The following is a 21,862-nucleotide window of genomic DNA, read 5'->3' as shown; positions in this document are numbered from 1 at the left end:
ATCCTTCGGTGCCCGCCTGTGGGTGCGATGAGGCCCTGCGGATCCCCAGGTCACGGGGTCACGTTCACCGCAACGGCTTGGTACAGTCGCGCTTCCCCTTGATCGAATAGAGGACATCCGCATGGCCGACACCGGGCCTGAACCTGATACAAACCAGACTCCGGTTCCGGATCCGGCTGCGGGATCGGCATCCAGCCCCCAGGACGAGCAGGCACCGGAGACGGGTACGGGTACGGCTCCTGACTTCGCGCCGGCCACCACCACCTGGGTCCCCACACCACCGCCGCCGGCCCAGCCCAACCAGACCGGCATCATCGTCGCCGCGGTCGCGGGTGTTGTGGTGCTGGTGCTGATGGCCTGCGTCGGGCTGGTCGGCGGCATTTTCCTGCTCCGCGACGGGGAGACCCCGGTCGCCAGCCCGGCGTCCCGGGCGCCCCTGCTGCCCACGACCGGCGGCAGCCCCACGGCGAGCGGTCAGCCCGACCAGAGCGAGGAGCCAGTGGCGCAGGGGCCGCAGGCCAGCGCGTACCCGGCGGAGAAAATCGAGGACCTGAACCGGGTGTGCGACGAGGACATCTACTACCCGGAGCTGCCGAAGCGCGCCGGCAAGGCTCCGCACCCGGTCGTCTTGCTCCTCTCGGACACCCCGGGCCTTCGCTACAAGGACGACGGCTACTACTACGACCTGGGCCTGTCGAAGAAGGTCGAGCAGACGTGGGCGTCGGAGGACCCCAGGAAGGTGCAGATGGTGGCCTGCCTCGACCGGGTCAGCACCGGCTCGACGATCCGCAACTGCAAGTTCGACGACCCGAAACCGCAGACGCTGCCGCTGGTGCGGACCGGCTGGCGTCTTCGGGTGTATGAGGCCGCGACGGGCCGCAAGCTGCTGGACAAGGCCATGAACGGCGATGACCAGAAGTGCCCGTACGTCGTCATGGTCGGCGCCGACAAGAAGATCTACGCCGAGGTCAGCGATCGGGCGGCGATCGCGGCACTGCGGAACCTCGTGAACAAGTAGCCGTTTCCAGCCAGGACGGGCCCTCGCCGGTGAGCCCGTCCACCGACTCCCGAACGAATCGCTGATCCTCGGGCCGGCGCCGGTGCTTGTGATGCTGGGTGGGCGCTGCAGGTTTCGAACCTGCGACCCTCGCATGTAAGTCCCGTGACGCGTCGTCCGGCCACGGCTGCCGACGTCCGTTACCAGTGGTCTGGCGCACAGACACCGCTCGCCGAGCCTTCGGAACACGGGTGAACGAGACGGCTACTGTGACGGAACGCGGCCGACTGGTCGGGACTGATCGATCAGCAGTTGGACGCCGTCGAGGATGCAGCGCAGGCCGAAGTCGAGTGCCTGGTCCTTGCCTGCGGGGTTGGCCAGCGCCGCGACCAGCGCGGGAAACTGATCCTCACGGCCAGCCAGCACTGCATCCATCGCTTCGTGTGCCGCCTGCTCCGGGGTGTCGGTACCCATCGCCGCGACCTGCTGCACGACCATCCGCACGTGACCCACGAGGGTCATCGCCACGTCGAGAATCTCGGACCCGGCCAGCCCAATCCCCGTCAACGCGGCGGTGGCCTGTTCCAGCCAGCCGAGTTCATTGGGCCCGACAGCACGCCCTCCGACGGTGACTTCCAGCGCCCACGGGTGCGCCCGGAACTGGTCGAACATCCGCCGGGCCCAGAGATCGAGCTTCGGCCGCCAGCCACCGGGGACCCTCTCCAGTCGCGGTGGTTCGCCGAGCCCGAGATCAATCATCAACGCGACGAGTTCCACCTTGCCGGGCACATACCGGTACAGGGCCATCTTCGTGACGCCCAACTGTTCGGCAACCCGATGCATCGTCACGGCCGCGAGTCCTTCGGCGTCGGCGATCCCGACCCCGACAGCGGCGATCCTTGCCACGCTCAGCGTCGGTTGGGGTCCGCGCTTCGGCGCTGCCCGCTGTCCCCACAGCAACTCGATCGCCGTCATCCCGGCCGCCATCGACACTCCTCTTACCGGCCCACGTAACTGTTTCCACCGTACACTGATATGCGGCCTAACAGGGCAATTCCGGCTCCGCAATCGCCGCGTACCCGCACGCGAGGCGGCGCGGCGCCGAGCAACCGGTTGCGGCGTGGGCAAATACTGTGTCCCACAGTTACAGTGTCTTGCAGACACAGTTGTTGACCCGAGGCCCCTGAAACACGGCCGTGAACGCGAGCCGCTGGCGGCAACGACCCTAGGGAAAGACGGTCCAGATGGCAGAAAAGCGAATTCTTCGGCACCCAATCACCCGGCGTGGCGTGCTCACAGCGGGAATCGGTGCCACGGCCGGCGCCCTCGGGCTGAGCCCGTCGGCCCCGACCGCCGCTCGGTCCAGATCGGTTGGCGGCGACCCCCCGGTCGCGCTGACCCATGTCACCGTCATTGACGCCACCGGTGCCCCCGCCCAGCCGGACATGAGCGTACTCGTCCAGAGTGGACGGATCACCAAACTGGACAGAAGCGCCGAGATTCCCGCGCCCACCGGTGCGCGGGTCGTGGACCTGGAGGGAAAGTTCGTCATCCCCGGGCTGTGGGACATGCACGTCCACTCCCTCTTCCCGGAGGGAATCCTTCCCCAGTTGTACGCCGCCACCGGAGTCACCACCGTCCGCGAGATGATGGACCTCCCTTGGATCCGACAGTGGCGGGACCGGATCGAGACGGGCGAGCTGATCGGGCCGCGATGGATCATCGGCAGCCAGGTCCTCGACGGCAAACCGTCGATCTGGTCCGGCAACGACGGCGGCAGCTACGCCGAAATCACCAACGAGCGAGAAGCGCGTAACGCGGTGCGCCGCGCCAAGCTCGACGACGCCGACTTCGTCAAGATCTACAGTCGGCTCGACCGCCAGAGTTTCCACGCCATCGCCAACGAGGCTCGGCGGCAACTGATCCCGGTCGTCGGCCACGCGCCGGACCTCGTCCCGATCACCGAGGCTGCCCGGGCTGGGCAACGCGGCTTCGAGCACTTCTTCCCGGCGCTGCTCGGAGCATCGCACGAGGAAACGGAGGTACGGCGGCTGCTCGCCGCCATCACGCTCACCGGCGACGGCCACGGTCACCGCGAGTGGTTCCGAGGAATCCGTGCAGCGGAATGGCTCGCGGCCAACACATACGACCCGCGCCGGGGCGCCAAGGTCTACGCCCGGCTGAAGAGCGAACGGGTCGCGGTGACACCAACCATGATCATGCACCGGGTGACGGACCTGCCCGATGACATCGTCCCCGACCACGAACGGCTGAGGTATCTACCGCCCGGAACGCTGGACGTCTGGAAACTCCAACTGGAAGAGACGTTCCAGAACGGGCGCACTCCGCAGGAGACCGCTCAGTACCGCGTACTGTTCCGGCACCGGCTGCGTGTTCTCCACGAGATGCACCGCTCCGGCGTCCGGATCCTGGCCGGCACCGACGCCAGCGGGATCGCTTTTGGCTACCCAGGCTTCGCCCTGCACGACGAGCTGGCGCTGCTCGTGGAGGCAGGGTTCACTCCGATGGAGGCGCTACAGGCTGCGACCCGTGAGCCGGCCCGTCACCTCGGCCTGGAGCACTCGCTGGGAACCATCCGCCAGGGTCACCTCGCCGATCTCGTCATCCTGGACGCCAACCCTCTTTACGACATCCGCAACACCCAGAGGATCCACGCTCTGGTGATCCGCGGCCGTTTCGTCTCCTCCGCCGAACGACAGAGCATGCTCGCCGACATCGAGTCCGTGGCCCGCACGACACCAACGATGTCGGCAACCACGGGCTGCTGCGGCTGACGACCGGCTGTGTGGTGAACGGGATGTCCTACGACAAGACGGATCACCCGAGTATCCGCCTGAGCAAGCGGTGTCCAAGCCCGGTGCCATGACGCCCTGGACCTGCTTACCGATATTTCTGCTGGTCGGTGGGCGCGGCAGGTTTCGAACCTGCGACCCCCCGCTTGTAAGGCGGGTGCTCTCCCACTGAGCTACGCGCCCGGAACGCCCGTACGGCGGGCCGGAGGCTGGCAAGCTTACCCTGCTCGCCGCCGGCCCGGGCGCACGGCGTACCCCGGGTGGTCAGGCCGCCGCCTCGGCGAGTGCCCTGCGCCAGCCCTGCTGGTCGCGGGCCTCGCCCGGGCCGTTCAGCTCGGCGAAGCGGACCACGCCGGCCTTGTCGATCACGAAGGTGCCCCGGTTGGCGACGCCGGCCACGTCGTTGAAGACCCCGTACGCCTGGGCGACACCGCCGTGCGGCCAGAAGTCGGCCAGCATCGGAAACTGGTAGCCCTCCCGGTCGGCCCAGATCTTGTGGCTGTAGACCGAGTCGACGCTCACCGTCAACACCTGGACGTCGTCGTTCACGTACTCGTCGAGGTTGTCTCGCACCTCACCCAGCTCGCCCTGGCAGGTGCCGGTGAAGGCGAGCGGGTAGAAGACCAGCAGCACAGTCCGCTTACCCCGGAAGGCCGAGAGGCGGACCTCCTGGTTGTTCTGGTCCTTCAGCACGAAGTCCGGCGCCTCGGCGCCAACCTCGACGGGCATGCGAACTCCTCGGATCGAGTCAGGAGATGACGGCACGCCGGCCACACCCGGCGGTGCGGACCGCCGGGCGCGAAGGGCAACGGTTGGGCTACTTCTTGCCCTTGACCCCTCGGCGCAGCACCAGGCGGGCGCCGCTCCAGTCCCGGCCGGCGTTGACGGTCGAGGTCTGCTGGAGCCCTGCGGTGGGCGCGGACTCCGCGACCTCACTCGGCTCGACGTGCCCCTCACGCCCTGCCTTCGGCGTGAGTAGCCACACGACCCCGTTGTCGGCCAGCGGGCCGAGGGCGTCGACGAGAAGCTCGAAGAGGTCACCGTCGCCGTCGCGGTACCAGACCAGAACCGCGTCGACCACCTCGTCGGTGTCCTCGTCGACCAGCTCTCCAGAGCGGTCGGTCAGGGCGTCCCGGAGATCCTGGTCGACGTCATCGTCGTACCCCATCTCCATGACGACCATCCCCGGTTCGATCCCGAACCGGTCCGCCAGGCTGCGTACCCCGTCGGCGGCCTGACCAGCGGTCGCGCTCACTGTCGCGTGCCTCCTCATCTCGTCCCTGCTCGCGGCGTCGGTGCGACGCCGTCAGGCAAAGTCCACACAGTTGTGCGTCCGCGCGCAAGTGGCGCACCGGGTGGAACGGAATTTACCGTGCCAGCAGCGTACGGGCACCGTCGGTAATGGCTTCCGCGGAGACCAGAACCTGACGTGCTGCTGGACCTAATGGTACAAACGAGTCAACTCCCGCCACACGTCGCGCGGCACCGACATATCCGGCGTCGACCAGTGCGGCGATAACTCCCTCGCCGACACCGCCGGAACGGCGTGTCTCGTCCACCACCAGCACCCGGCCGGTCGCCGAGGACTCCCGGATGATGTCGGCCACCGGCATCGGGGCCAGCCAGCGCAGGTCCACGACCCGGGTGCCCACCCCCTCCTCGGCGAGGACGGCTGCGGCCCGCAGCGACATCCGCACCCCGTTTCCGAAGGTGATGATGGTCAGGTCGTCGGCCGACCCGATGCGGTAGACCCGCGCCCGGCCGATCGGCACGTGCCCGGCCACCCAGGCGCCCGGCTCCGGATAGCCGGCCGACCACTCACCGTCACCCTCCGCGTACAGGTCGCGGGTGTGGTAGAGCGCGATCGGCTCCAGGAACACGCAGACGCTGCCGTCCACTGCCGCGCTGGCCAGGCAGGTCCGCAGCATGGGCGCGGCGTCGTCCGGCCGCGCCGGCACCGCGACCACCAGACCGGGCACGTCCCGGAGTACGGCCACCGAGTTGTCGTTGTGGAAGTGCCCGCCGAACCCCTCCTGGTACGCCAGCCCGGCCACCCGCAGCACCATGGGGTTGCGGAACGCGCCCTGCGAGAAGAACTGCATCGTGGCCGCCTCGCCACGTAGCTGGTCCTCGGCGTTGTGCAGGTACGCCAGGTACTGGATCTCCGGCACCGGCAGCATCCCGGCCAGCCCTGCGCCCAGCCCCAGCCCGAGCACCGAGGTCTCGTCGAGCAGGGTGTCGAAGACCCGGGCCGGACCGAACCGGTCGCGCAGGCCCTTCGTCACCCCGTACACGCCGCCCTTGGCGGCCACGTCCTCACCGAAGATGGCCATCTGCGGGTGGTCGAGCATCCCGTCGGCGAGCGCTGCGTTGATGCTCTGCGCCAGGGTCAACGGGCCGGCCAGTTCCGGCAGCTTGCCCCCGAACGCCTCCTCCCGCGCGCCCGCGCCCGGGCCGCTGGCCCGGGCCGCCGCGTCGGCCACCGCCCGTGCCACCCGCACCGGCCGGCGGGGCGCCAGCGCCGACACCACGTCGGCCGCGGAGGCCAGCTTCGGCTCGCCCAGCACCTGCTCGGCGAGCCGGCGTACCTGCCAGCCGGTCTCGTCGTACCGGGCCAGCAGCTCCTCGCCCGTGGCCAAGCCGGTGTCGACGAGCAGCCGCGCGGTGGCGGCCACCGGGTCCCGGTCCAGGTCCGCGGCGAGTTCCCCCGGGCTGCGGTACGCCGACTCCGCGTCGGCCCCGGCGTGCCCCATCAGCCGGACGGTGCGCAGGTGCAGCACGGCCGGCCGCCGGTGCCGGCGCACCCAGGCCGCGGCCTCCGCCGCCACCGCGTACGCCTGCACCGGGTCGGCCCCGTCGGCGGTCAGGTAGCGGATGCCCGGCTTGGACCGCAGCGTCGCCTCCACCCAGCCTTCCGGGGAGCGGACGCTGATGCCCAGCCCGTTGTCCTCGCAGACGAAGAGCACCGGGATGCGCAGCCCGGCGTGGTCGTACCAGCCGGCGGTGTTGAAGGCGGCGGTGGCGCTGGCGTGGTTGACCGAGGCGTCACCGAACGAGCAGACCACGATGGCGTCCGGTGGCCACGGGGCGTGCGTGGCGCCGCTGCCGACCCGCACTGCGGCACCGGTGCGCCGCCCGGCGCTGTCCAGCCGGCGCAGCCGCTCCACCGCCAGTCCCATCCCGACCGCCCGGGGCAGGTGCGAGGCGATGGTGGAGGTGGTCGGGACGATGGCCAGGTCGGCCCGGCCGAACACCTTGTGCCGGCCACCGGCGATCGGCTCCTGACTGGAGGCGACCATCCCCCGCAGCACATCCCGGGCGGCCTCCGCGTACGCCGCGAACCCGCCGCTGGGCAGTGCCGTGGCCCCGGCCGGCTCGGCTGCGGGCTCGGATCCCAACGGCTCCGGCTCGGCGGGCGACTCCTGCTCGGCAGGTGACTCCTGGTCGGCAGGTGACTCCGAGTCGGCAGGTGACTCCGGGTCGGCGGTGGGGGCCGAGTCGGCGGCGGGCACCGGCTCCCCGGTGGGCTCCGGCTCGGCGGCGGCCTGGGCGGCGCGCACGCAGTAGAAGGCGCCGGAGCGGTAGTGCAGCAGCGCCGGATCGGTGGGGCGCAGCGCGGCGGCGACCGCCGCGTTGCCCTCGTGCCCGGCCGAGCCGATCGTGTAGAAGCCCTCCCCGAAGCTGCGCAGCCAGCGGCTTGCCAGGTCGAGCTGCCGGCTGGTGACCTGCGCGTCGAAGAGATCCAGCAGTTGCGCGCCGGTCAGCGGGGCGTCGTCGGTGACCGGGTCGGCGGGGTCACGCCGCCGCTCGGCGGCGGGAAGGGCCGCCAGCGTCTCCCGGAAGCGGTCGTCGAGATCTTGCGGGGTGGTCACGTCGCACAGCATTACCGACGGAAGCCCTGGTCGCCCAGTGGGACACGGTCGGCGCGGGTCGACTCACTCCGGGCCGCAGGGCTCCGGACAGCCCCCGTCGGACACCTTCCACACCAGGTCGCGCAGGGTGTCCAGCTCCTGGTCGGTCAGCCCGGCCAGGAGTCGGGAGTCGGACATCACCTCGATCACCCGGGCGCGCACGTCGCGGCCTTTCACGGTCACCACCAACGTCTTCTGCCGCCGGTCGGCCGGGTCGGTGCGACGCTCGACCAGGGCGGCCTGCTCCAGCTTGTCGACCAGCGCCGTCACGTTCGACCGGTCGCAGCCCAGCCGCTCGGCGAGGTCGCGGGCCGGCAACGGGCGGTCCGGGTCCAGCTCGTGCAGCGCCCGGGCCGCCGCCGGAGTGAGCCCCAGCTCGGCGAACGCGGAACCCTGCCGATGCCGCAGCGCGGCGGTCACGTGCGCCATCCGACGCACCACATCGGCGGCGAGGCCGGCACGGTCCACCGGCCCACCTGCTCCGGGAACGACCTCCTGCGCCACGGCGCCCATCGTACGCATCGCGTCGGCCGCCCAGCTCACCGATCAGGTTCGGTCACGCCGGCCGGGCGGGCGATGCCGGACGCGGCCCGGGCGGGGGCAGCAGCCGGGTACGGATCGATCGTGGTGATCGGTGTTCGACTGCCGGCGACGGGCCGGGGCCCTCGCCTTTACCTGGCGGCCACCGGGGCTCGCGAGGCTCCCGGAGTCACGAAAGATCGGACCCTGGGGAGGAATTCGTGTCACTGTCTCGACGTACCATCCTGCTGTCCGGCGCCGCGCTCGGCGCCGCCGGCGCGGTCACCGGGCTGCCGGTGGCGGCCGCCGCGGCGGCGGCCCGCCGGCCACTGGCCTACCCGTTCACCCTTGGCGTGGCCTCCGGCGACCCGGACCACGACGGGTTCGTGCTGTGGACCCGACTGGCCCCGCAGCCGCTCGCCGAGGACGGCCTCGGCGGCATGCCGGACCGCGACGTCCCGGTGCACTGGGAGCTGGCCGCCGACGAGCGGTTCCGGCACGTGCTGCGGCGCGGGGTCGCGGTCGCCCGCACCCGCTCGGCGCACAGCGTGCACGTGGAGCTGGCCGGCCTGCTGCCCGGCCGGGAGTACTTCTACCGGTTCCGCGCCGAGCGGCACCTCTCGCCGGTCGGACGCACCCGTACCGCGCCGGCGCCGTGGACCATGCCGGCCGCCCTGGCGATGGGCTTCGTCTCCTGCTCCCAGTACGAGCACGGCTACTTCACCGCCTACCGGCGGCTGGCCGAGACCGAGCCGGAGCTGATCCTGCACCTGGGCGACTACCAGTACGAGTACGCCCCGGACACCTACAACGTCCCGGGTGGCAACCCGCGTGACCACGAGGGGCCGGAGACCCGGACGCTGGCCAACTACCGGCAGCGGCACGCCCAGTACAAGACCGACGCCGACCTGCAGGCGGCGCACGCGGTGGCGCCCTGGGTGGTGGTCTTCGACGACCACGAGGTGGAGAACAACTGGGCCGACGAGGTGCCGGAGGCGCCGGACCCGGAGTTCCCGGCCCGGCGGGCGGCGGCGTTCCAGGCGTACTACGAGAACATGCCGCTGCGGCGCACCTCGATCCCGCGCGGCATCGACATGCAGCTCTACCGGCGGGTCCGCTGGGGGCGGCTGGCCACCTTCCACATGCTCGACACCCGGCAGTACCGCGACGACCAGGCCTGCGGCGACGGGTACGACGCCTGCCCGGCGGCCTTCGACCCGGCCCGGTCGATCACCGGGGCGGAGCAGGAGGCGTGGCTGCTGGACGGCTTCCGCCGCTCGGACGCCCGCTGGGACATCCTCGGCCAGCAGGTCTTCTTCGCCCAGCGGGACAACAACGCCGGCCCGCTCACCGTCACCAGCATGGACGCGTGGGACGGCTACGTCGCCTCCCGGGATCGGATCACCCGGGGCTGGCTGGCCGCCGGGGTGCGCAACCCGGTGGTGCTGACCGGCGACGTGCACGCGCACTGGGCCAGCGACCTGAAGCTGGACTACGCCGACCCGACCTCGCGCACCGTCGGCAGCGAGCTGGTCTGCTCGTCGATCACCTCGGGCGGCGACGGCGCGGACTCGGCGTCCGGCTCGCACCCGTGGTTCCCGTTCAACCCGCACCTGCGCTTCCAGAACAACCTGCGGGGGTACGTGAGCACCACGATCACCCCGGGGCAGCTCGCCGCCGACTTCGACGTGCTGCCGTACGTGAGTCAACCGGGCGCGCCCGCGTACACCCGTGCCTCGTTCGTGATCGAGGACCGGGTGCCCGGCCTGCACCAGACGGCCGACACCCCGGTCCCGTCGGCGGCCCGCATGGCCACCGACGCCGGGGCGGACGAGGGCCGGCGCACGGTGGAGCGGGAGACCACCCGCCCCTGACCCACCCCGGTCGGGCCCGCCGCTCACGTCGCGAGCGGTGGGCCCGTCCCGGTCAGGCCGGGAGGAAGGAGAAGCGGACCTGGCGGGTGGGGTTGTCGCCGTTGGTGTCGACCAGGCAGAGGGACTGCCAGGTGCCCAGGGCCAGCCGCCCGCCGAGCACCGGCAGCGTGGCGTACGGCGGGACGAACGCCGGCAGCACATGGTCCCGGCCGTGGCCGGGCGAGCCGTGCCGGTGCCGCCAACGGCCGTCGGTGGGCAGCAGCGCGTCGAGCGCGGTGAGCAGATCGTCGTCGGAGCCCGACCCGGTCTCGATGATCGCCAGGCCGGCGGTGGCGTGCGGCACGAAGACGTGCAGCAGGCCGTCGCCCTCGTTGGAGACGAACCCCTGGGCCTCGGCGGTGATGTCCCGGACGGCCGGCCGGGACCCGGTCTGGACGGTGATCACGTCACTGCGCATACGTCGCATTCTGCCGCAGTGCGGATTCAGGAGCCGCCACCACCGAGCAAGCCCGGCGCGCGACAAGGGGGCCGAACGAGAGGTGAACGGCGGTCGTAGCGCTAAGTTACCGACGGGTACCTGTGTTCAGCGTCGCGTCCGGGGCACCTAGACGTGACGAGGGGTGCCACCAGGGGGCAGGATGGCGCTAGAGACCTATCCCACACACAACCGAGGGAACGCCTGTGGCTACGGAACGCAAGCGCCCGGTGATCAGCGACGGCCTACCGAGCCAGCTTCCGGACATCGACCCTGAAGAGACCAGCGAATGGGTCGAGTCGCTTGACGGTGTCATCGACGAGGGCGGCGCCAAACGCGCCCGCTACGTCATGCTGCGCCTGCTGGAGCGGGCCCGTGAGCGCCAGGTCGGGGTTCCGCCCCTGACCACGACCGACTACATCAACACCATCCCGCCGGAACGCGAGCCGTGGTTCCCGGGCGACGAGCACGTCGAGCGGCGGATCCGGGCCTACGTCCGGTGGAACGCCGCCATGCTGGTGCACCGGGCGCAGCGCCCGGAGATCGGCGTCGGCGGGCACATCTCCACCTTCGCCAGCTCCGCGTCGCTCTACGAGGTGGGCTTCAACCACTTCTTCCGGGGCAAGAACCACCCGGGCGGCGGCGACCACATCTTCTACCAGGGCCACGCCTCCCCCGGCATGTACGCGCGGGCGTTCCTGGAGGGCCGGCTCAGCGAGCACCAGCTCGACGGGTTCCGCCAGGAGCTGTCGCACCCCGGTGGTGGGCTGCCCTCGTACCCGCACCCGCGGCTGATGCCGGACTTCTGGGAGTTCCCCACCGTCTCGATGGGCCTCGGCGGGCTCAACGCGATCTACCAGGCCCGGTTCAACCGGTACCTGCAGCACCGGGGCATCAAGGACACCTCGCAGCAGCACGTGTGGGCGTTCCTCGGCGACGGTGAGATGGACGAGCCCGAGACGCTGGGCGCCATCGGCCTGGCTGCCCGCGAGGAGCTGGACAACCTCACCTTTGTGATCAACTGCAACCTTCAGCGGTTGGACGGCCCGGTCCGTGGCAACGGCAAGGTGATGCAGGAGCTGGAGTCGTTCTTCCGGGGTGCCGGCTGGAACGTGATCAAGGTGGTCTGGGGCCGCGAGTGGGACCCGCTGCTCGCCGCGGACACCGACGGCGCCCTGGTCAACCTCATGAACACCACGACCGACGGCGACTACCAGACCTACAAGGCGGAGTCCGGCGCGTACGTGCGGGAGCACTTCTTCGGCCGTGACGCGCGTACCCGCAAGATGGTCGACCCGCTCAGCGACGACGAGATCTGGAACCTCAAGCGGGGTGGGCACGACTACCGGAAGCTCTACGCGGCCTACAAGGCGGCCACCGAGCACACCGGTCAGCCGACCGTCATCCTGGCGAAGACGATCAAGGGCTGGACGCTCGGCTCGCACTTCGAGGGCCGCAACGCGACCCACCAGATGAAGAAGCTGACGCTGGAGGATTTGAAGACCTTCCGCGACCGGCTCTACCTGGACATCCCGGACTCGGCGCTGGAGGAGAACCCCTACCTGCCGCCGTACTACAACCCGGGCGAGAAGTCCGAGGAGATCCAGTACCTCAAGGAGCGGCGCGAGCAGCTCGGCGGTTACCTGCCGTCCCGGCGGACCAGCACCAAGCGGCTGGCCATCCCCGGTCCCGAGCGGTTCGCCGACGTCAAGCGTGGCTCGGGCAAGCAGAAGGTGGCCACCACGCAAGCCTTCGTCCGTCTGCTCAAGGACGTGATGAAGGACAAGGAGTTCGGCAAGCGCTGGGTGCCGATCATCCCGGACGAGGCCCGCACCTTCGGGCTCGACTCGATCTTCCCCACCGCGAAGATCTACTCGCCGCACGGCCAGCGCTACACCTCGGTCGACCGGGAGCTGTTCCTGTCGTACAAGGAGTCGACCACCGGGCAGATCCTGCACGAGGGGATCAACGAGGCCGGTTCGGTCGCCTCGTTCACCGCGGCCGGTTCGGCGTACGCCACCCACGACGAGCCGATGATCCCGATGTACATCTTCTACTCGATGTTCGGGTTCCAGCGGACCGCCGACGGGCTGTGGGCCGCGGCTGACCAGATGGCCCGGGGCTTCCTGCTCGGTGCCACCGCGGGGCGGACCACGCTCAACGGTGAGGGCCTGCAGCACGAGGACGGGCACTCGCTGCTGATCGCCGCCACCAACCCGGCGGTGGTCGCGTACGACCCGGCGTTCTCCTTCGAGATCGCGCACATCATGGAGAACGGCCTGCACCGGATGTACGGGGATGCGCAGGAGAACGTCTTCTACTACCTGACGGTCTACAACGAGCCGACCCTGCAGCCGGCCGAGCCGGCCGACGTGGACGTGGAGGGCCTGCTCAAGGGCATCTACCGCTACTCGCCGGCACCGCAGGTCGACGGCCCGAAGGCCAACGTCCTCGCCTCCGGCACCGGCATGCAGTGGGCGCTCAAGGCCCAGCAGTTGCTCGCCCAGGACTGGGGGGTGGCGGCCGACGTCTGGTCGGTGACCTCCTGGACCGAGCTGCGCCGCGACGCGGTGGCGGCCGAGGAGTTCAACCTGCTCAACCCGGGCGCCGAGGCGAAGGTGCCGTACATCCAGCAGAAGCTCGCCGACGCGGACGGGCCGAAGGTCGCGGTCAGCGACTGGATGCGGGCGGTGCCGGACCTGGTCGCCCGCTGGGTACCCGGTGACTACACGTCGCTCGGCACCGACGGCTTCGGCATGTCGGACACCCGGCACGCGCTGCGCCGGCACTTCCACGTCGACGCCGAGTCGATCGTGGTTGCCACGCTGCGGCAGTTGGCCCGCAGCGGCGCGGTGGCGGCCACCGTGCCGGCCGAGGCCGCGAAGAAGTACGCGATCGACGACGTCAACGCCGCCCCGGTCGGCGAGACCGGCGGCGACAGCTGACCCAGCACCACCCAGGAAGGGCCCGGCGCACCCGCGCCGGGCCCTTTTTGGTGCACCCGCACCCTCGCCCCGTGCTCCCCGATCGACCGGGCGGACGGCGGGTGAGATGGGGCGGCGGCGGTCCGGGGTCCCTGGCGGGGACCCGGGGCCACCGCCGGGGCGGGTGACGCCGGGGTTCGGCGGTCAGCCGACGGCGGCCAGGTCGGTCAGCCGGGCGAGCGAGTCCTCGAGGTCGGCGCCGACCCGACGCAGCCCGAGGCGCAGCAGGGCCGCCTTGACCGGACCGGCCGGCCAGCGGACCACGATGAGCCGCACGATGGTCCCGCCCTCCTCCTCCTCATCGGGAGTGAGCTGGACGTAGATCTCGGTGCGAGCCTCCGCACGGGCACCGGCGCCCTTGGCCCGTTCCCGCCAACCGATCAAGGTCGGCTCCTGGTAGGCGATCACCTCGGCCTCATGCGCCGAGCCGCGCCCCGCCTGGACCAACTGCCGCCGGCCGAAGCCCTCTCCCGAGAGCACTTCGGCCGCGCGGACCCCCGCCAGCCAGGCCGGCAACTGCTCGGCCCGCTGTACGACGTCCCAGACCACTTCAATCGGCGCCGCCACGTGCGCACTTCGTTCCACGAGGATCATTTCCGTCTTCCTCCAGTGAGGACATCCCACGATATCGGCACTCTATGCGCAAAATTGGACGTACCTGGACGGGTTTGGAAAAAGACACGCCGATCAACCATTGCGCATCTCGCCATCCCGGCCTATGGCGCATTCATTCGGAGCGCCCTAGAGTCCCGAGCACATTTCACGTTGACCGGGAGGGCGCATGTCGACCGCACCGATGCCCGAGTTCCCCGCCGGCTTCCGCTGGGGCGTCAGCACGTCCGCCCACCAGATCGAGGGGGCCACCACAGCCGACGGACGCGGGCCGTCCATCTGGGACACGTTCGCGCACTCCCCGGGCCGGATCAGCGACGGCAGCACCGGCGAGGTCGCCTGCGACCACTACCACCGGCACACCGAGGACGTCGCGCTGCTGGCCGGGTTGGGCGTCTCGGGATACCGGTTCTCCATCGCCTGGCCCCGGGTACAGCCCACCGGCTCCGGCGCGGCCAACGCGGCCGGCCTGGACTTCTACGACCGGCTGGTGGACGACCTGCTGGCCGCCGGCATCGACCCGGTGGCCACCCTCTACCACTGGGACCTGCCCCAACCGCTCGAGGACGCCGGTGGCTGGCTGCACCGCGACACCGCCGCCCGGTTCGCCGAGTACGCCGAGAAGACCGCCGCCCGGCTCGGCGACCGGGTCCGGCTCTGGATCACCCTGAACGAGCCGTTCGTCCACATGAGCTTCGGCTACGGCCTGGGTGTGCACGCCCCCGGCCGGATGTTGCTCTTCGACGCCTTCCCGGTCGCCCACCACCAACTGCTCGGCCACGGGCTCGCGGTCGCCGCACTGCGGACCCGCACCGCCAGCCCGGTGGCGATCGCCAACAACTACTCCCCGGTGCGGGTGCTCGGTGACAGCGACGCCGACCGGGCCGCCGGGGAGGCGTACCAGGCGCTGCACAACCGGCTCTTCACCGACCCGCTGCTCGGCCGCGGCTACCCGGAGCTGCCCGGCTTCGACGCCAGCGTGATCCACCCCGGCGACCTGGACACGATCGCCGCGCCGATCGACGCGCTCGGGGTCAACTACTACAACCCAACCGGTGTACGGGCCGCCGAGGAGGGCTCGCCACTGCCGTTCGAGCTGGTCCCGCTGGAGGGTTACCCGCGCACCGCCTTCGACTGGCCGGTGGTCCCCGACGGGCTGCACGACCTGCTCGGCTGGCTGCGCGACACGTACGGCGACGCGCTGCCGCCCATCGAGATCACCGAGAGCGGCTGCGCGTACGACGACACCCCGGACCCGGACGGGCGGGTGCCGGATCCGGACCGGATCGCGTACCTCGACGGGCACCTGCGGGCGGTGCGGGCCGCCATCGACGACGGGGTGGACGTACGCGGGTACTTCGTCTGGTCGCTGCTGGACAACTGGGAGTGGGCCGAGGGGTTCACCAAGCGCTTCGGTCTGGTGCACGTCGACTACGCCACTCAGACCCGCACGCCGAAGTCCTCGTACACCTGGCTGCGGGACGTGATCGCGGCCAGCCGGCCGGGGTCGGCCCGGTGACCACCCTCGACCCGACCCCGGCGTCGCTGCCGGCCGCGCTCGCCGAGCCGACCGTGCCGGTGCGGCGCGGCTGGATCGGGTTGATCTTCGCGGCCAACCTCGGGGTGTGGATGGCGTTCTTCACGCCGATCCAGGTGCTGTTGCCGCAGCAGGTCGAGCAGATCGCGCCGGGCGACAAGGAGACCATGCTGGCGGTGGTCACCGGCCTGGGCGCGCTGGCCGCGGTGCTGGCCAACCCCCTCGCGGGCGCGCTCTCCGACCGGACCTGCCTGCGGGTGGCCGGCCGGGAGTTCGGCCGCCGGCACGTCTGGACCGCCGGCGGCGCACTGGTCGGCGCGGCGGCCCTGATGCTGCTGGCCCAGCAGCGGACCATCCTGGGTGTCGCCCTCGCCTGGGTCGCCGCACAGGTCTGCTTCAACGCGATGCTGGCCAGCCTCACCGCGGCCATCCCGGACCGGGTGCCGGTGGTGCAGCGCGGCGGGGTCTCCGGCTGGGTGGGCATCCCGCAGGCGCTCGGGCTGGTGCTCGGCGCGGTGCTGGTCACCGCCGTCGTCACCGGCAACGCCGCCGGCTACCTGGCCATCGCGGTGGCCATCCTGCTGCTGTCGCTGCCGTTCGCGCTGTTCACCACCGACGACCCGCTGCCCCGCGCGCACCGGCCGGCGCTGCGGGTGCGGGCGCTGCTGACCTCGATGTGGATCAACCCGCGCCGGCACCCGGACTTCGCCTGGGCCTGGATAACCCGGTTCCTGGTCCAGCTCGGCAACGCGCTCGGCACCCTCTACCTGCTGTACTTCCTCACCGACGGGGTGCGCCACCCCGACCCCGAGGGTGGCCTGCTCGTGCTGATCCTGCTCTACACGCTCGGCATGATGCTGACCGCGGTGGTCGCCGGCCGGCTGTCGGACCGCTCCGGGCGGCGCAAGATCTACGTGATCGTGTCCGGGCTGATCATGGCGGTGGCGGCGCTGCTGCTCGCGGTCGCGCCGGTCTGGCCGATGGCGATCGTCGCGGCGCTGCTGCTCGGCGCCGGGTACGGCGTCTACCTCGCGGTGGACGCCGCGCTGATCACCCAGGTGCTGCCCCGGGCCACCGACCGGGCCAAGGACCTCGGCGTGATCAACATTGCCAACTCGGCGCCGCAGGTGCTCGGCCCGGCGCTCTCCGCCCCGCTCGTGGTCCACCTGGGCGGCTATCCGACGCTCTACGCGGTCACCGCCGCGGTCACCCTGGTCGGCAGCGCCCTGGTCGTCAAGATCCGCTCAGTCCCGTGAGAGGGGGCCGTGGCGAAAAGCGGTCGCCGACCGCCGTAGGCTGGGGCACGTGACGGTACGTGTGCGCTTCGCCCCCTCCCCGACCGGTATGTTCCATGTCGGCGGCGCCCGCTCGGCGCTGCAGAACTGGATCTACGCCAAGCAGCAGGGCGGGGTGTTCGTGCTGCGCGTCGAGGACACCGACGCGGCCCGCAACAAGCCCGAATGGACCGAGGGCATCCTCTCCGCGCTGGACTGGATCGGCATCTCCCGCGGCAGCTACGAGGGGCCGTACTTCCAGTCGCAGAACGCTGGCGAGCACCGGGCCGCCGCCGCCCGGCTCTACGACTCGGGCCGCGCGTACTACTGCGACTGCACCCGCGAGGATGTGCAGGCCCGCACCGGCTCGCAGTACCAGGGCTACGACGGCTACCACCGCGACCTCGGCCTCGGCCCGGGTGAGGGGCGGGCGCTGCGCTTCCGTACGCCCGACGAGGGCGCGACCGTGGTGGTCGACCTGATCCGCGGCGAGCCCACCTTCGAGAACCGCCTGATCGAGGACTTCGTCATCGCCCGGGGCGACGGTTCGCCGGTCTTCCTGCTGGCCAACGTCGTCGACGACATGACCATGGGGATCACCCACGTGATCCGGGCCGAGGAGCACCTGCCCAACGCTCCCAAGCAGCAGCTGCTCTGGGACGCCCTCGGGGTCAAGCCGCCGATCTGGGCACACGTGCCGGTGGTGGTCAACGAGAAGCGGCAGAAGCTCTCCAAGCGCCGCGACAAGGTCGCCCTGGAGGCGTACCGGGACGAGGGCTACCTCGCCGACGCGATGCGCAACTACCTGATGCTGCTCGGCTGGGCGCCCTCCGGGGACCGGGAGATCGTCCCCTGGTCGGTGATCGAGGACGAGTTCCGGCTGGAGGACGTCAACGCCTCCTCGGCGTTCTTCGACGAGAAGAAGCTGCGCGCGTTCAACGGCGACTACATCCGTGCGCTGCCGGTGGCCGAGTTCATCGACGCCTGCCAGCCGTGGCTGACCGGCACCGGGACCATCGCGCCGCCGCCGTGGCAGCCCGAGGAGTTCGACGCCGAGGCGTTCGCTGCCGTGGCGCCGCTGGCCCAGACCCGGATCACGGTGCTCAGCGAGATCGTGCCGAACGTCGACTTCCTGTTCCTGGCGTCACCGTTGATCGACGAGGCCGCCTGGGCCAAGACCATGAAGGACGGCTCGGCCGAACTGCTGGACGCCGCCATCGCGGCGTTCGACGCGCTGGAGTCCTGGGACGCCGAGTCGCTGAAGTCGACGCTGGAGGCGGTCGGCGCCGAGCGCGGCCTCAAGCTCGGCAAGACGCAGGCGCCGGTCCGGGTCGCGGTCACCGGTCGCACCGTGGGCCTGCCGCTGTTCGAGTCGCTGGAGGTGCTCGGTCGCGAGCGCGCCCTGACCCGGATGCGCGCCGCCCGGCTCCGCCTGGTCTGACCGTCGGCCGCCAGCCAGGCTGGTGCCCGGCCGGCCAGCCGCGCGTGGTGTTCGCCGTCGGTCAGCGGCGCCGGGCTCGGTACCGCCGCTGCAACCCGACGACGAACGCGCCCACCAGCAGAGCCGCCGCGACCGTCCACAGCCAGCCGCGCAACTGGCTGCTCTCCTGGGCGGTCGGCACCGGGGTGCCCGCCGGAGTCGCGCCGACGGTCGCGGTGGCGGCGGGCGTCCCCGACGGCGCCACCTCTGCGGTCGGACCCGCCGCCGCGGCGGTCGGTGCGATGCCACCGGCGGGCGCGGACGGGTCGGCGGCCGTGCCGGTGGTGAGGGTGAACCGCACCTCGCCCTTCACCGGATGCCCGTCACCGGAGGCGACCTGGTAACCGACGATGTAGAGCCCTGCGGCACCGGGCCGGAACGGCACACGCACCCGGCTGCCGTCGAAGACCGGCGGGCCGCCAGCGACCACATTGTCCGGTCCGGTTACTGTGATCTTCGTCGTGGCCGGGGCCGGCTTGGCCAGGAAACGGAGCTCGATCCGGGTGGGCGCGGTCGCCACCCGGGCACCGTCGCGCGGGTCGCTGCCCGTCAGTGAGTTGTGCGCAGCCGCCGGCGTCGCCGGAACCAGCAACGACACACCGAACGCCACGCCGAGCACCACTGGCACGATCCGCGCCAAACGTGTAACCCTGCCCCCCATGAACCCCTCCGTAAGGGTACGATCCGCCCGCTGATCAAACAGCTCCTCATTAGTCGAGCAGAGATCGCAGATAGTTCCAATTACTGTTCCACAAGCTGTAAATCATCGACGTTCTGCGACTCTGTGAGAGTGGCTCCGACCGCCCGGTCGGTCCCGCCACCGACCAATCGATCCGGACGTCACGGCGAAGCCATCCATCGAACGGGGCGAGGAGGCGGGATGGTCCGACAGATGAGGCGCTGGGCCGCCGTGCTGACCGGCACGCTGACGGCGGCACTCCTGTCGCTCGGCACCGCCGGCCCGGCAACGGCGGCACCGAAGCCGGCACCGGCCGGGGTGGACATCACCGGCGTGGGGCTGTCCGAGCCGCTGCGGCTGCGCGCGGACACGCAGCCCACGCACGTGGTGGCGGTCATCGACCAGGTCAACTTCCTCGGTCGCACCGGCCAGCCGACCGGGCCGAAGGCGGCCAACCTCGGTCCGAAGTACACCGTCGTGGTGCTCGTCGGGGAGACGCCGAAGCAGACCTACGACCTCTACCCCAAGGCCGTCGGCGGCCCGCGCATCCACCGGCCGGCGAAGCAGCCGGACGGGCGCAAGACCAGCGCCGGTTGGTTCCTCGGCCGGCTCAGCATGTCCGAGACGCTGCGCACCGCCGGGGTGCCTCTGGAGCGGCAGTTCGACACGGTCAGCGGCGGCGTCGGTGGCGGCGAGCGGGTGCTCCCGGAGGACACTCTCGACCCGGCCAAGGACCTCGACGAGGCGCTCGGCGAGTTGCAGCGACTGCTGCTGCTCAACGTCGCGGTGATGTTGACCATCACGGTCGGCCTCGCCGGGATCGCGCTGCTGATCCGCCGCCGCACCCGCTGACCCACCGCCGGGCCCGCGCACTGCCGGTCCGGACCTCCAGCGTCAGCTTGCTCCGGCGTGGCCCGCCTCGACAAGGCGGCGCGCGTCCGCGGGCCCGCCCCAGCGGGACCGTGTCACGGCTGGCCGCCGCCGCACGGCCGGGTGGTCAGCACCAACGGCGCGGCGGGCGCTCCCGGCGGGTGGCCCGCTGCCGTGGCCGGACCGGGCCGTGCCGGTGCGCGCCCGCCCAGCCGGGCAGGTCGCTGAGGCAACCAGCGGCGATGTCGGGCTCCGGCTCGCCGAGGGCCGCCGGCTCGCCGGACCGCTGGCGCGGGAGCGAGATCTCCTCGTCGGGCCGAGCGGCGAGCGGCTCCGCCGGATGGGGCGGCACGCCGCCGACCGGTCGACGGTGCTTGGCAGCCGACTGCGGGTCGTGCCCCGGCCGGCAGGGCTCGCCCTGGGCGCAGCCGTGATCGGCCTCCCCATGCGCCATCCCCGGTCTCCTCACGCTCGCACTCACCCCCGGGTGCTCCCCCGACGTGCCCTGACACCGTACTGGCCGGGACCGACGGGTCGTGCACGGCGTACCCCGGGGTCAGCGCTTCGGGCGGCGCGGGAACAGGGTCTCCCAGACCGGGAAGGCGACCAGCCAGATCACGATGGCGACGGTGAGCCTCTGAATCCAGCCCACCAGTTCGCGGGTCCTTTCCGCGTCGTTCACCCAGAGGATCGCGGCGCCGAGCAGACCGCAGGCGATGGCCCAGCCGAGCAGCGCCTTGGCCCACTCACGCCACTCGTAACGGGTCCGCGCCCAGCCGTGGCGGGGCGGCCGGACCGGTGGCGGACCGCCGGCGAACCGGTGGGCGAAGCGTTGGTCCGCCCAACGCACCATCGAGTGGCCGAAGGCCACCGAGAAGCCCAGGTAGGCGGCGGCAAGACCATGACTGAAGCCGGCGGTCGCGCCGCGGCGCAGGTCGATCACCGTCGCGGCGAGCAACGCCAGGTCCACCAGGGGTACGCAGACCAGCAGCGCCGCGCCCAGCCGTGGCCTGCGCAGCGGGTAGCGGGCCACCAGCCCGGCGGCGAGCACCACCCAGAACCCGATCTCACATCCGATGATCACCGCGACCAACACGTCGACCTCCCCGTTCCGTCACCCAGCGTCGCCGCTCGGCGGGGTCCGATCCTCGACGTGGAAGAGGAGATCCGGGTCCGTCCTTCGATGGACCCGCAGCCGTTGACGGTCGGTGCGGGCGGCACCGCCGGAGCGGGTCAACGGGTCCGGTGGGCCTCCAGGTCGGCGCGGGTGAACAGTGCCCGCAGCGCCACGCCGTGCTCGGCCAGCAGGGCAGCGCCACCCTCCGCGCGGTCGATCACGCAGAGCGCGTGATCGACCCGGGCGCCCAGCTCGCGCAGCTGCCCGGTGGAGCTGACCACCTGCCCACCGGAGGTGACCACGTCCTCGACCACCAGCACCCGTCGGCCGGCCAGCTCCGCCCCCTCGGCCAGCCGGGCCGTGCCGTACGGCTTGGCGGTCTTCCGGACGAAGGCGCAGGGCAGCCCGGTGTGCCGGCCGAGCGCGGTCACCACCGGGATCCCGCCCAGCTCCAGTCCAGCCAGCACCTCGGTGCCGGTCGGGACCAGGGGCGCGAGGTGGGCAGCCACCCGGTCCAGCAGGCGGGGATCCGCCTCGAACCGGTACTTGTCGAAGTACTCGTCGGCGGTCCGCCCGGAGCGGAGCACGAACTGTCCGGTCAGCCGGCAGGTGCTGTCAATCTCTCGGGCGAGTGCGGCTGTGGTCTGTTCGGGAGTCATGATGATCATTCTGGCCGGATCGGCGCGCGGTGGGCGTACCCCTTTCGGCGCATGCGCGGGG

19 protein-coding genes and 1 tRNA gene are annotated in these 21,862 nt (G+C 71.4%); 8 read left to right on the top strand and 12 right to left on the bottom strand.

The window, feature by feature from the left end; all coding sequences use genetic code 11:
* Positions 1 to 121 precede the first annotated feature (121 nt).
* Positions 122 to 1,018, top strand: coding sequence for a hypothetical protein (locus OG990_RS01300; RefSeq protein WP_406078679.1), 897 nt, complete (start codon positions 122 to 124; stop codon positions 1,016 to 1,018).
* Positions 1,019 to 1,261: 243 nt separating this feature from the next.
* On the opposite strand, the gene OG990_RS01295 is transcribed toward OG990_RS01300, so the two are convergent.
* A complete protein-coding gene (locus tag OG990_RS01295) occupies positions 1,262 to 1,984 on the bottom strand; it encodes a TetR/AcrR family transcriptional regulator (protein ID WP_406078677.1) in 723 nt (240 codons plus the stop codon).
* A gap of 458 nt (positions 1,985 to 2,442) precedes the next feature.
* Here OG990_RS01295 and OG990_RS01290 point away from each other — a divergent pair, with 458 nt between their 5' ends.
* Positions 2,443 to 3,792, top strand: a complete 1,350-nt coding sequence (locus tag OG990_RS01290) for an amidohydrolase family protein (RefSeq protein WP_406078674.1) — start codon at positions 2,443 to 2,445, stop codon at positions 3,790 to 3,792.
* 129 nt (positions 3,793 to 3,921) lie between these two features.
* On the opposite strand, the gene OG990_RS01285 is transcribed toward OG990_RS01290, so the two are convergent.
* From OG990_RS01285 to OG990_RS01265, 5 genes are all read right to left on the bottom strand, one after another.
* Positions 3,922 to 3,993, bottom strand: a tRNA-Val gene (locus OG990_RS01285).
* An 81-nt stretch (positions 3,994 to 4,074) separates the two neighbouring features.
* The gene (locus tag OG990_RS01280) at positions 4,075 to 4,539 is read right to left on the bottom strand and encodes a peroxiredoxin (protein WP_406078672.1); all 465 of its coding nucleotides are present in this window, start codon (positions 4,537 to 4,539) and stop codon (positions 4,075 to 4,077) included.
* 88 nt (positions 4,540 to 4,627) lie between these two features.
* Positions 4,628 to 5,065, bottom strand: a complete 438-nt coding sequence (locus OG990_RS01275; RefSeq protein ID WP_328419061.1) for a DUF3052 domain-containing protein — start codon at positions 5,063 to 5,065, stop codon at positions 4,628 to 4,630.
* 112 nt (positions 5,066 to 5,177) lie between these two features.
* Complete coding sequence (locus OG990_RS01270; protein ID WP_406078669.1) at positions 5,178 to 7,694, bottom strand: thiamine pyrophosphate-dependent enzyme; 2,517 nt, start codon at positions 7,692 to 7,694, stop codon at positions 5,178 to 5,180.
* Between the two features lie 51 nt (positions 7,695 to 7,745).
* On the bottom strand, positions 7,746 to 8,234 hold the full coding sequence (locus OG990_RS01265; protein ID WP_406081618.1) for a MarR family winged helix-turn-helix transcriptional regulator: 489 nt from the start codon (positions 8,232 to 8,234) through the stop codon (positions 7,746 to 7,748).
* A 227-nt stretch (positions 8,235 to 8,461) separates the two neighbouring features.
* Here OG990_RS01265 and OG990_RS01260 point away from each other — a divergent pair, with 227 nt between their 5' ends.
* The gene (locus tag OG990_RS01260; RefSeq protein ID WP_406078667.1) at positions 8,462 to 10,114 is read left to right on the top strand and encodes an alkaline phosphatase D family protein; all 1,653 of its coding nucleotides are present in this window, start codon (positions 8,462 to 8,464) and stop codon (positions 10,112 to 10,114) included.
* Positions 10,115 to 10,166: 52 nt separating this feature from the next.
* On the opposite strand, the gene OG990_RS01255 is transcribed toward OG990_RS01260, so the two are convergent.
* Positions 10,167 to 10,571, bottom strand: a complete 405-nt coding sequence (locus OG990_RS01255) for a YjbQ family protein (protein ID WP_328419064.1) — start codon at positions 10,569 to 10,571, stop codon at positions 10,167 to 10,169.
* Positions 10,572 to 10,795: 224 nt separating this feature from the next.
* Between OG990_RS01255 and aceE the strand changes: the two genes are divergently transcribed.
* Positions 10,796 to 13,534 carry a pyruvate dehydrogenase (acetyl-transferring), homodimeric type gene (aceE, locus tag OG990_RS01250; RefSeq protein ID WP_386984263.1) on the top strand — a complete coding sequence of 913 codons (2,739 nt, stop codon included), beginning with the start codon at positions 10,796 to 10,798 and terminating at the stop codon, positions 13,532 to 13,534.
* 183 nt (positions 13,535 to 13,717) lie between these two features.
* On the opposite strand, the gene OG990_RS01245 is transcribed toward aceE, so the two are convergent.
* On the bottom strand, positions 13,718 to 14,167 hold the full coding sequence (locus tag OG990_RS01245) for an SRPBCC domain-containing protein (RefSeq protein WP_328419066.1): 450 nt from the start codon (positions 14,165 to 14,167) through the stop codon (positions 13,718 to 13,720).
* 187 nt (positions 14,168 to 14,354) lie between these two features.
* On the opposite strand from OG990_RS01245, the gene OG990_RS01240 reads away from it, so the two are divergent.
* The 3 genes from OG990_RS01240 to gltX are packed head-to-tail and all read left to right on the top strand — an operon-like array spanning position 14,355 to position 18,437.
* Positions 14,355 to 15,704 (top strand): GH1 family beta-glucosidase, encoded by a 1,350-nt coding sequence (locus OG990_RS01240; RefSeq protein WP_406078664.1) that lies wholly within the window; start codon positions 14,355 to 14,357, stop codon positions 15,702 to 15,704.
* The gene (locus OG990_RS01235) at positions 15,701 to 16,978 is read left to right on the top strand and encodes an MFS transporter (RefSeq protein WP_328419068.1); all 1,278 of its coding nucleotides are present in this window, start codon (positions 15,701 to 15,703) and stop codon (positions 16,976 to 16,978) included. The genes OG990_RS01240 and OG990_RS01235 overlap by 4 nt, the downstream gene beginning before the upstream one ends.
* A gap of 49 nt (positions 16,979 to 17,027) precedes the next feature.
* The gene (gene gltX, locus OG990_RS01230) at positions 17,028 to 18,437 is read left to right on the top strand and encodes a glutamate--tRNA ligase (RefSeq protein ID WP_328419069.1); all 1,410 of its coding nucleotides are present in this window, start codon (positions 17,028 to 17,030) and stop codon (positions 18,435 to 18,437) included.
* 61 nt (positions 18,438 to 18,498) lie between these two features.
* Here gltX and OG990_RS01225 read toward each other — a convergent pair whose 3' ends face one another.
* Complete coding sequence (locus tag OG990_RS01225; protein ID WP_406078661.1) at positions 18,499 to 19,116, bottom strand: copper resistance protein CopC; 618 nt, start codon at positions 19,114 to 19,116, stop codon at positions 18,499 to 18,501.
* 240 nt (positions 19,117 to 19,356) lie between these two features.
* Between OG990_RS01225 and OG990_RS01220 the strand changes: the two genes are divergently transcribed.
* Positions 19,357 to 20,007, top strand: coding sequence for a hypothetical protein (locus OG990_RS01220; protein WP_406078659.1), 651 nt, complete (start codon positions 19,357 to 19,359; stop codon positions 20,005 to 20,007).
* Between the two features lie 145 nt (positions 20,008 to 20,152).
* Here the strand turns inward: OG990_RS01220 and OG990_RS01215 are convergent, their stop codons facing one another.
* The 3 genes from OG990_RS01215 to pyrE all read right to left on the bottom strand — a co-directional run bounded on the left by OG990_RS01215 (position 20,153) and on the right by pyrE (position 21,801).
* Entirely contained in the window at positions 20,153 to 20,479 is a 327-nt protein-coding gene (locus OG990_RS01215) for a hypothetical protein (RefSeq protein ID WP_328419072.1), read from the bottom strand.
* Positions 20,480 to 20,581: 102 nt separating this feature from the next.
* Positions 20,582 to 21,121 (bottom strand): hypothetical protein, encoded by a 540-nt coding sequence (locus OG990_RS01210; RefSeq protein ID WP_386984275.1) that lies wholly within the window; start codon positions 21,119 to 21,121, stop codon positions 20,582 to 20,584.
* Between the two features lie 137 nt (positions 21,122 to 21,258).
* Positions 21,259 to 21,801 carry an orotate phosphoribosyltransferase gene (pyrE, locus tag OG990_RS01205; RefSeq protein WP_406078657.1) on the bottom strand — a complete coding sequence of 181 codons (543 nt, stop codon included), beginning with the start codon at positions 21,799 to 21,801 and terminating at the stop codon, positions 21,259 to 21,261.
* Positions 21,802 to 21,862 lie beyond the last annotated feature (61 nt).

Origin of the sequence: Micromonospora sp. NBC_00858 (assembly GCF_045207365.1) — a bacterium.
GTDB lineage: Bacteria > Actinomycetota > Actinomycetes > Mycobacteriales > Micromonosporaceae > Micromonospora.
Note: the sequence above shows the minus strand (reverse complement) of the source record. Positions and strands in the feature narration are given on the sequence as shown.

Coding starts and splice junctions, on each gene's coding strand:
- OG990_RS01255 (WP_328419064.1), bottom strand. CDS start 10,571: ATGCGCAGTGACGTGATCACCGTCCAGACCGGGTCCCGGCCGGCCGTC.
- OG990_RS01245 (WP_328419066.1), bottom strand. CDS start 14,167: ATGATCCTCGTGGAACGAAGTGCGCACGTGGCGGCGCCGATTGAAGTG.
- OG990_RS01215 (WP_328419072.1), bottom strand. CDS start 20,479: ATGGCGCATGGGGAGGCCGATCACGGCTGCGCCCAGGGCGAGCCCTGC.
- OG990_RS01240 (WP_406078664.1), top strand. CDS start 14,355: ATGTCGACCGCACCGATGCCCGAGTTCCCCGCCGGCTTCCGCTGGGGC.
- OG990_RS01300 (WP_406078679.1), top strand. CDS start 122: ATGGCCGACACCGGGCCTGAACCTGATACAAACCAGACTCCGGTTCCG.
- OG990_RS01265 (WP_406081618.1), bottom strand. CDS start 8,234: ATGGGCGCCGTGGCGCAGGAGGTCGTTCCCGGAGCAGGTGGGCCGGTG.
- OG990_RS01290 (WP_406078674.1), top strand. CDS start 2,443: ATGAGCGTACTCGTCCAGAGTGGACGGATCACCAAACTGGACAGAAGC.
- OG990_RS01220 (WP_406078659.1), top strand. CDS start 19,357: ATGGTCCGACAGATGAGGCGCTGGGCCGCCGTGCTGACCGGCACGCTG.
- OG990_RS01295 (WP_406078677.1), bottom strand. CDS start 1,984: ATGGCGGCCGGGATGACGGCGATCGAGTTGCTGTGGGGACAGCGGGCA.
- pyrE (WP_406078657.1), bottom strand. CDS start 21,801: ATGACTCCCGAACAGACCACAGCCGCACTCGCCCGAGAGATTGACAGC.
- OG990_RS01280 (WP_406078672.1), bottom strand. CDS start 4,539: ATGCCCGTCGAGGTTGGCGCCGAGGCGCCGGACTTCGTGCTGAAGGAC.
- OG990_RS01270 (WP_406078669.1), bottom strand. CDS start 7,694: ATGCTGTGCGACGTGACCACCCCGCAAGATCTCGACGACCGCTTCCGG.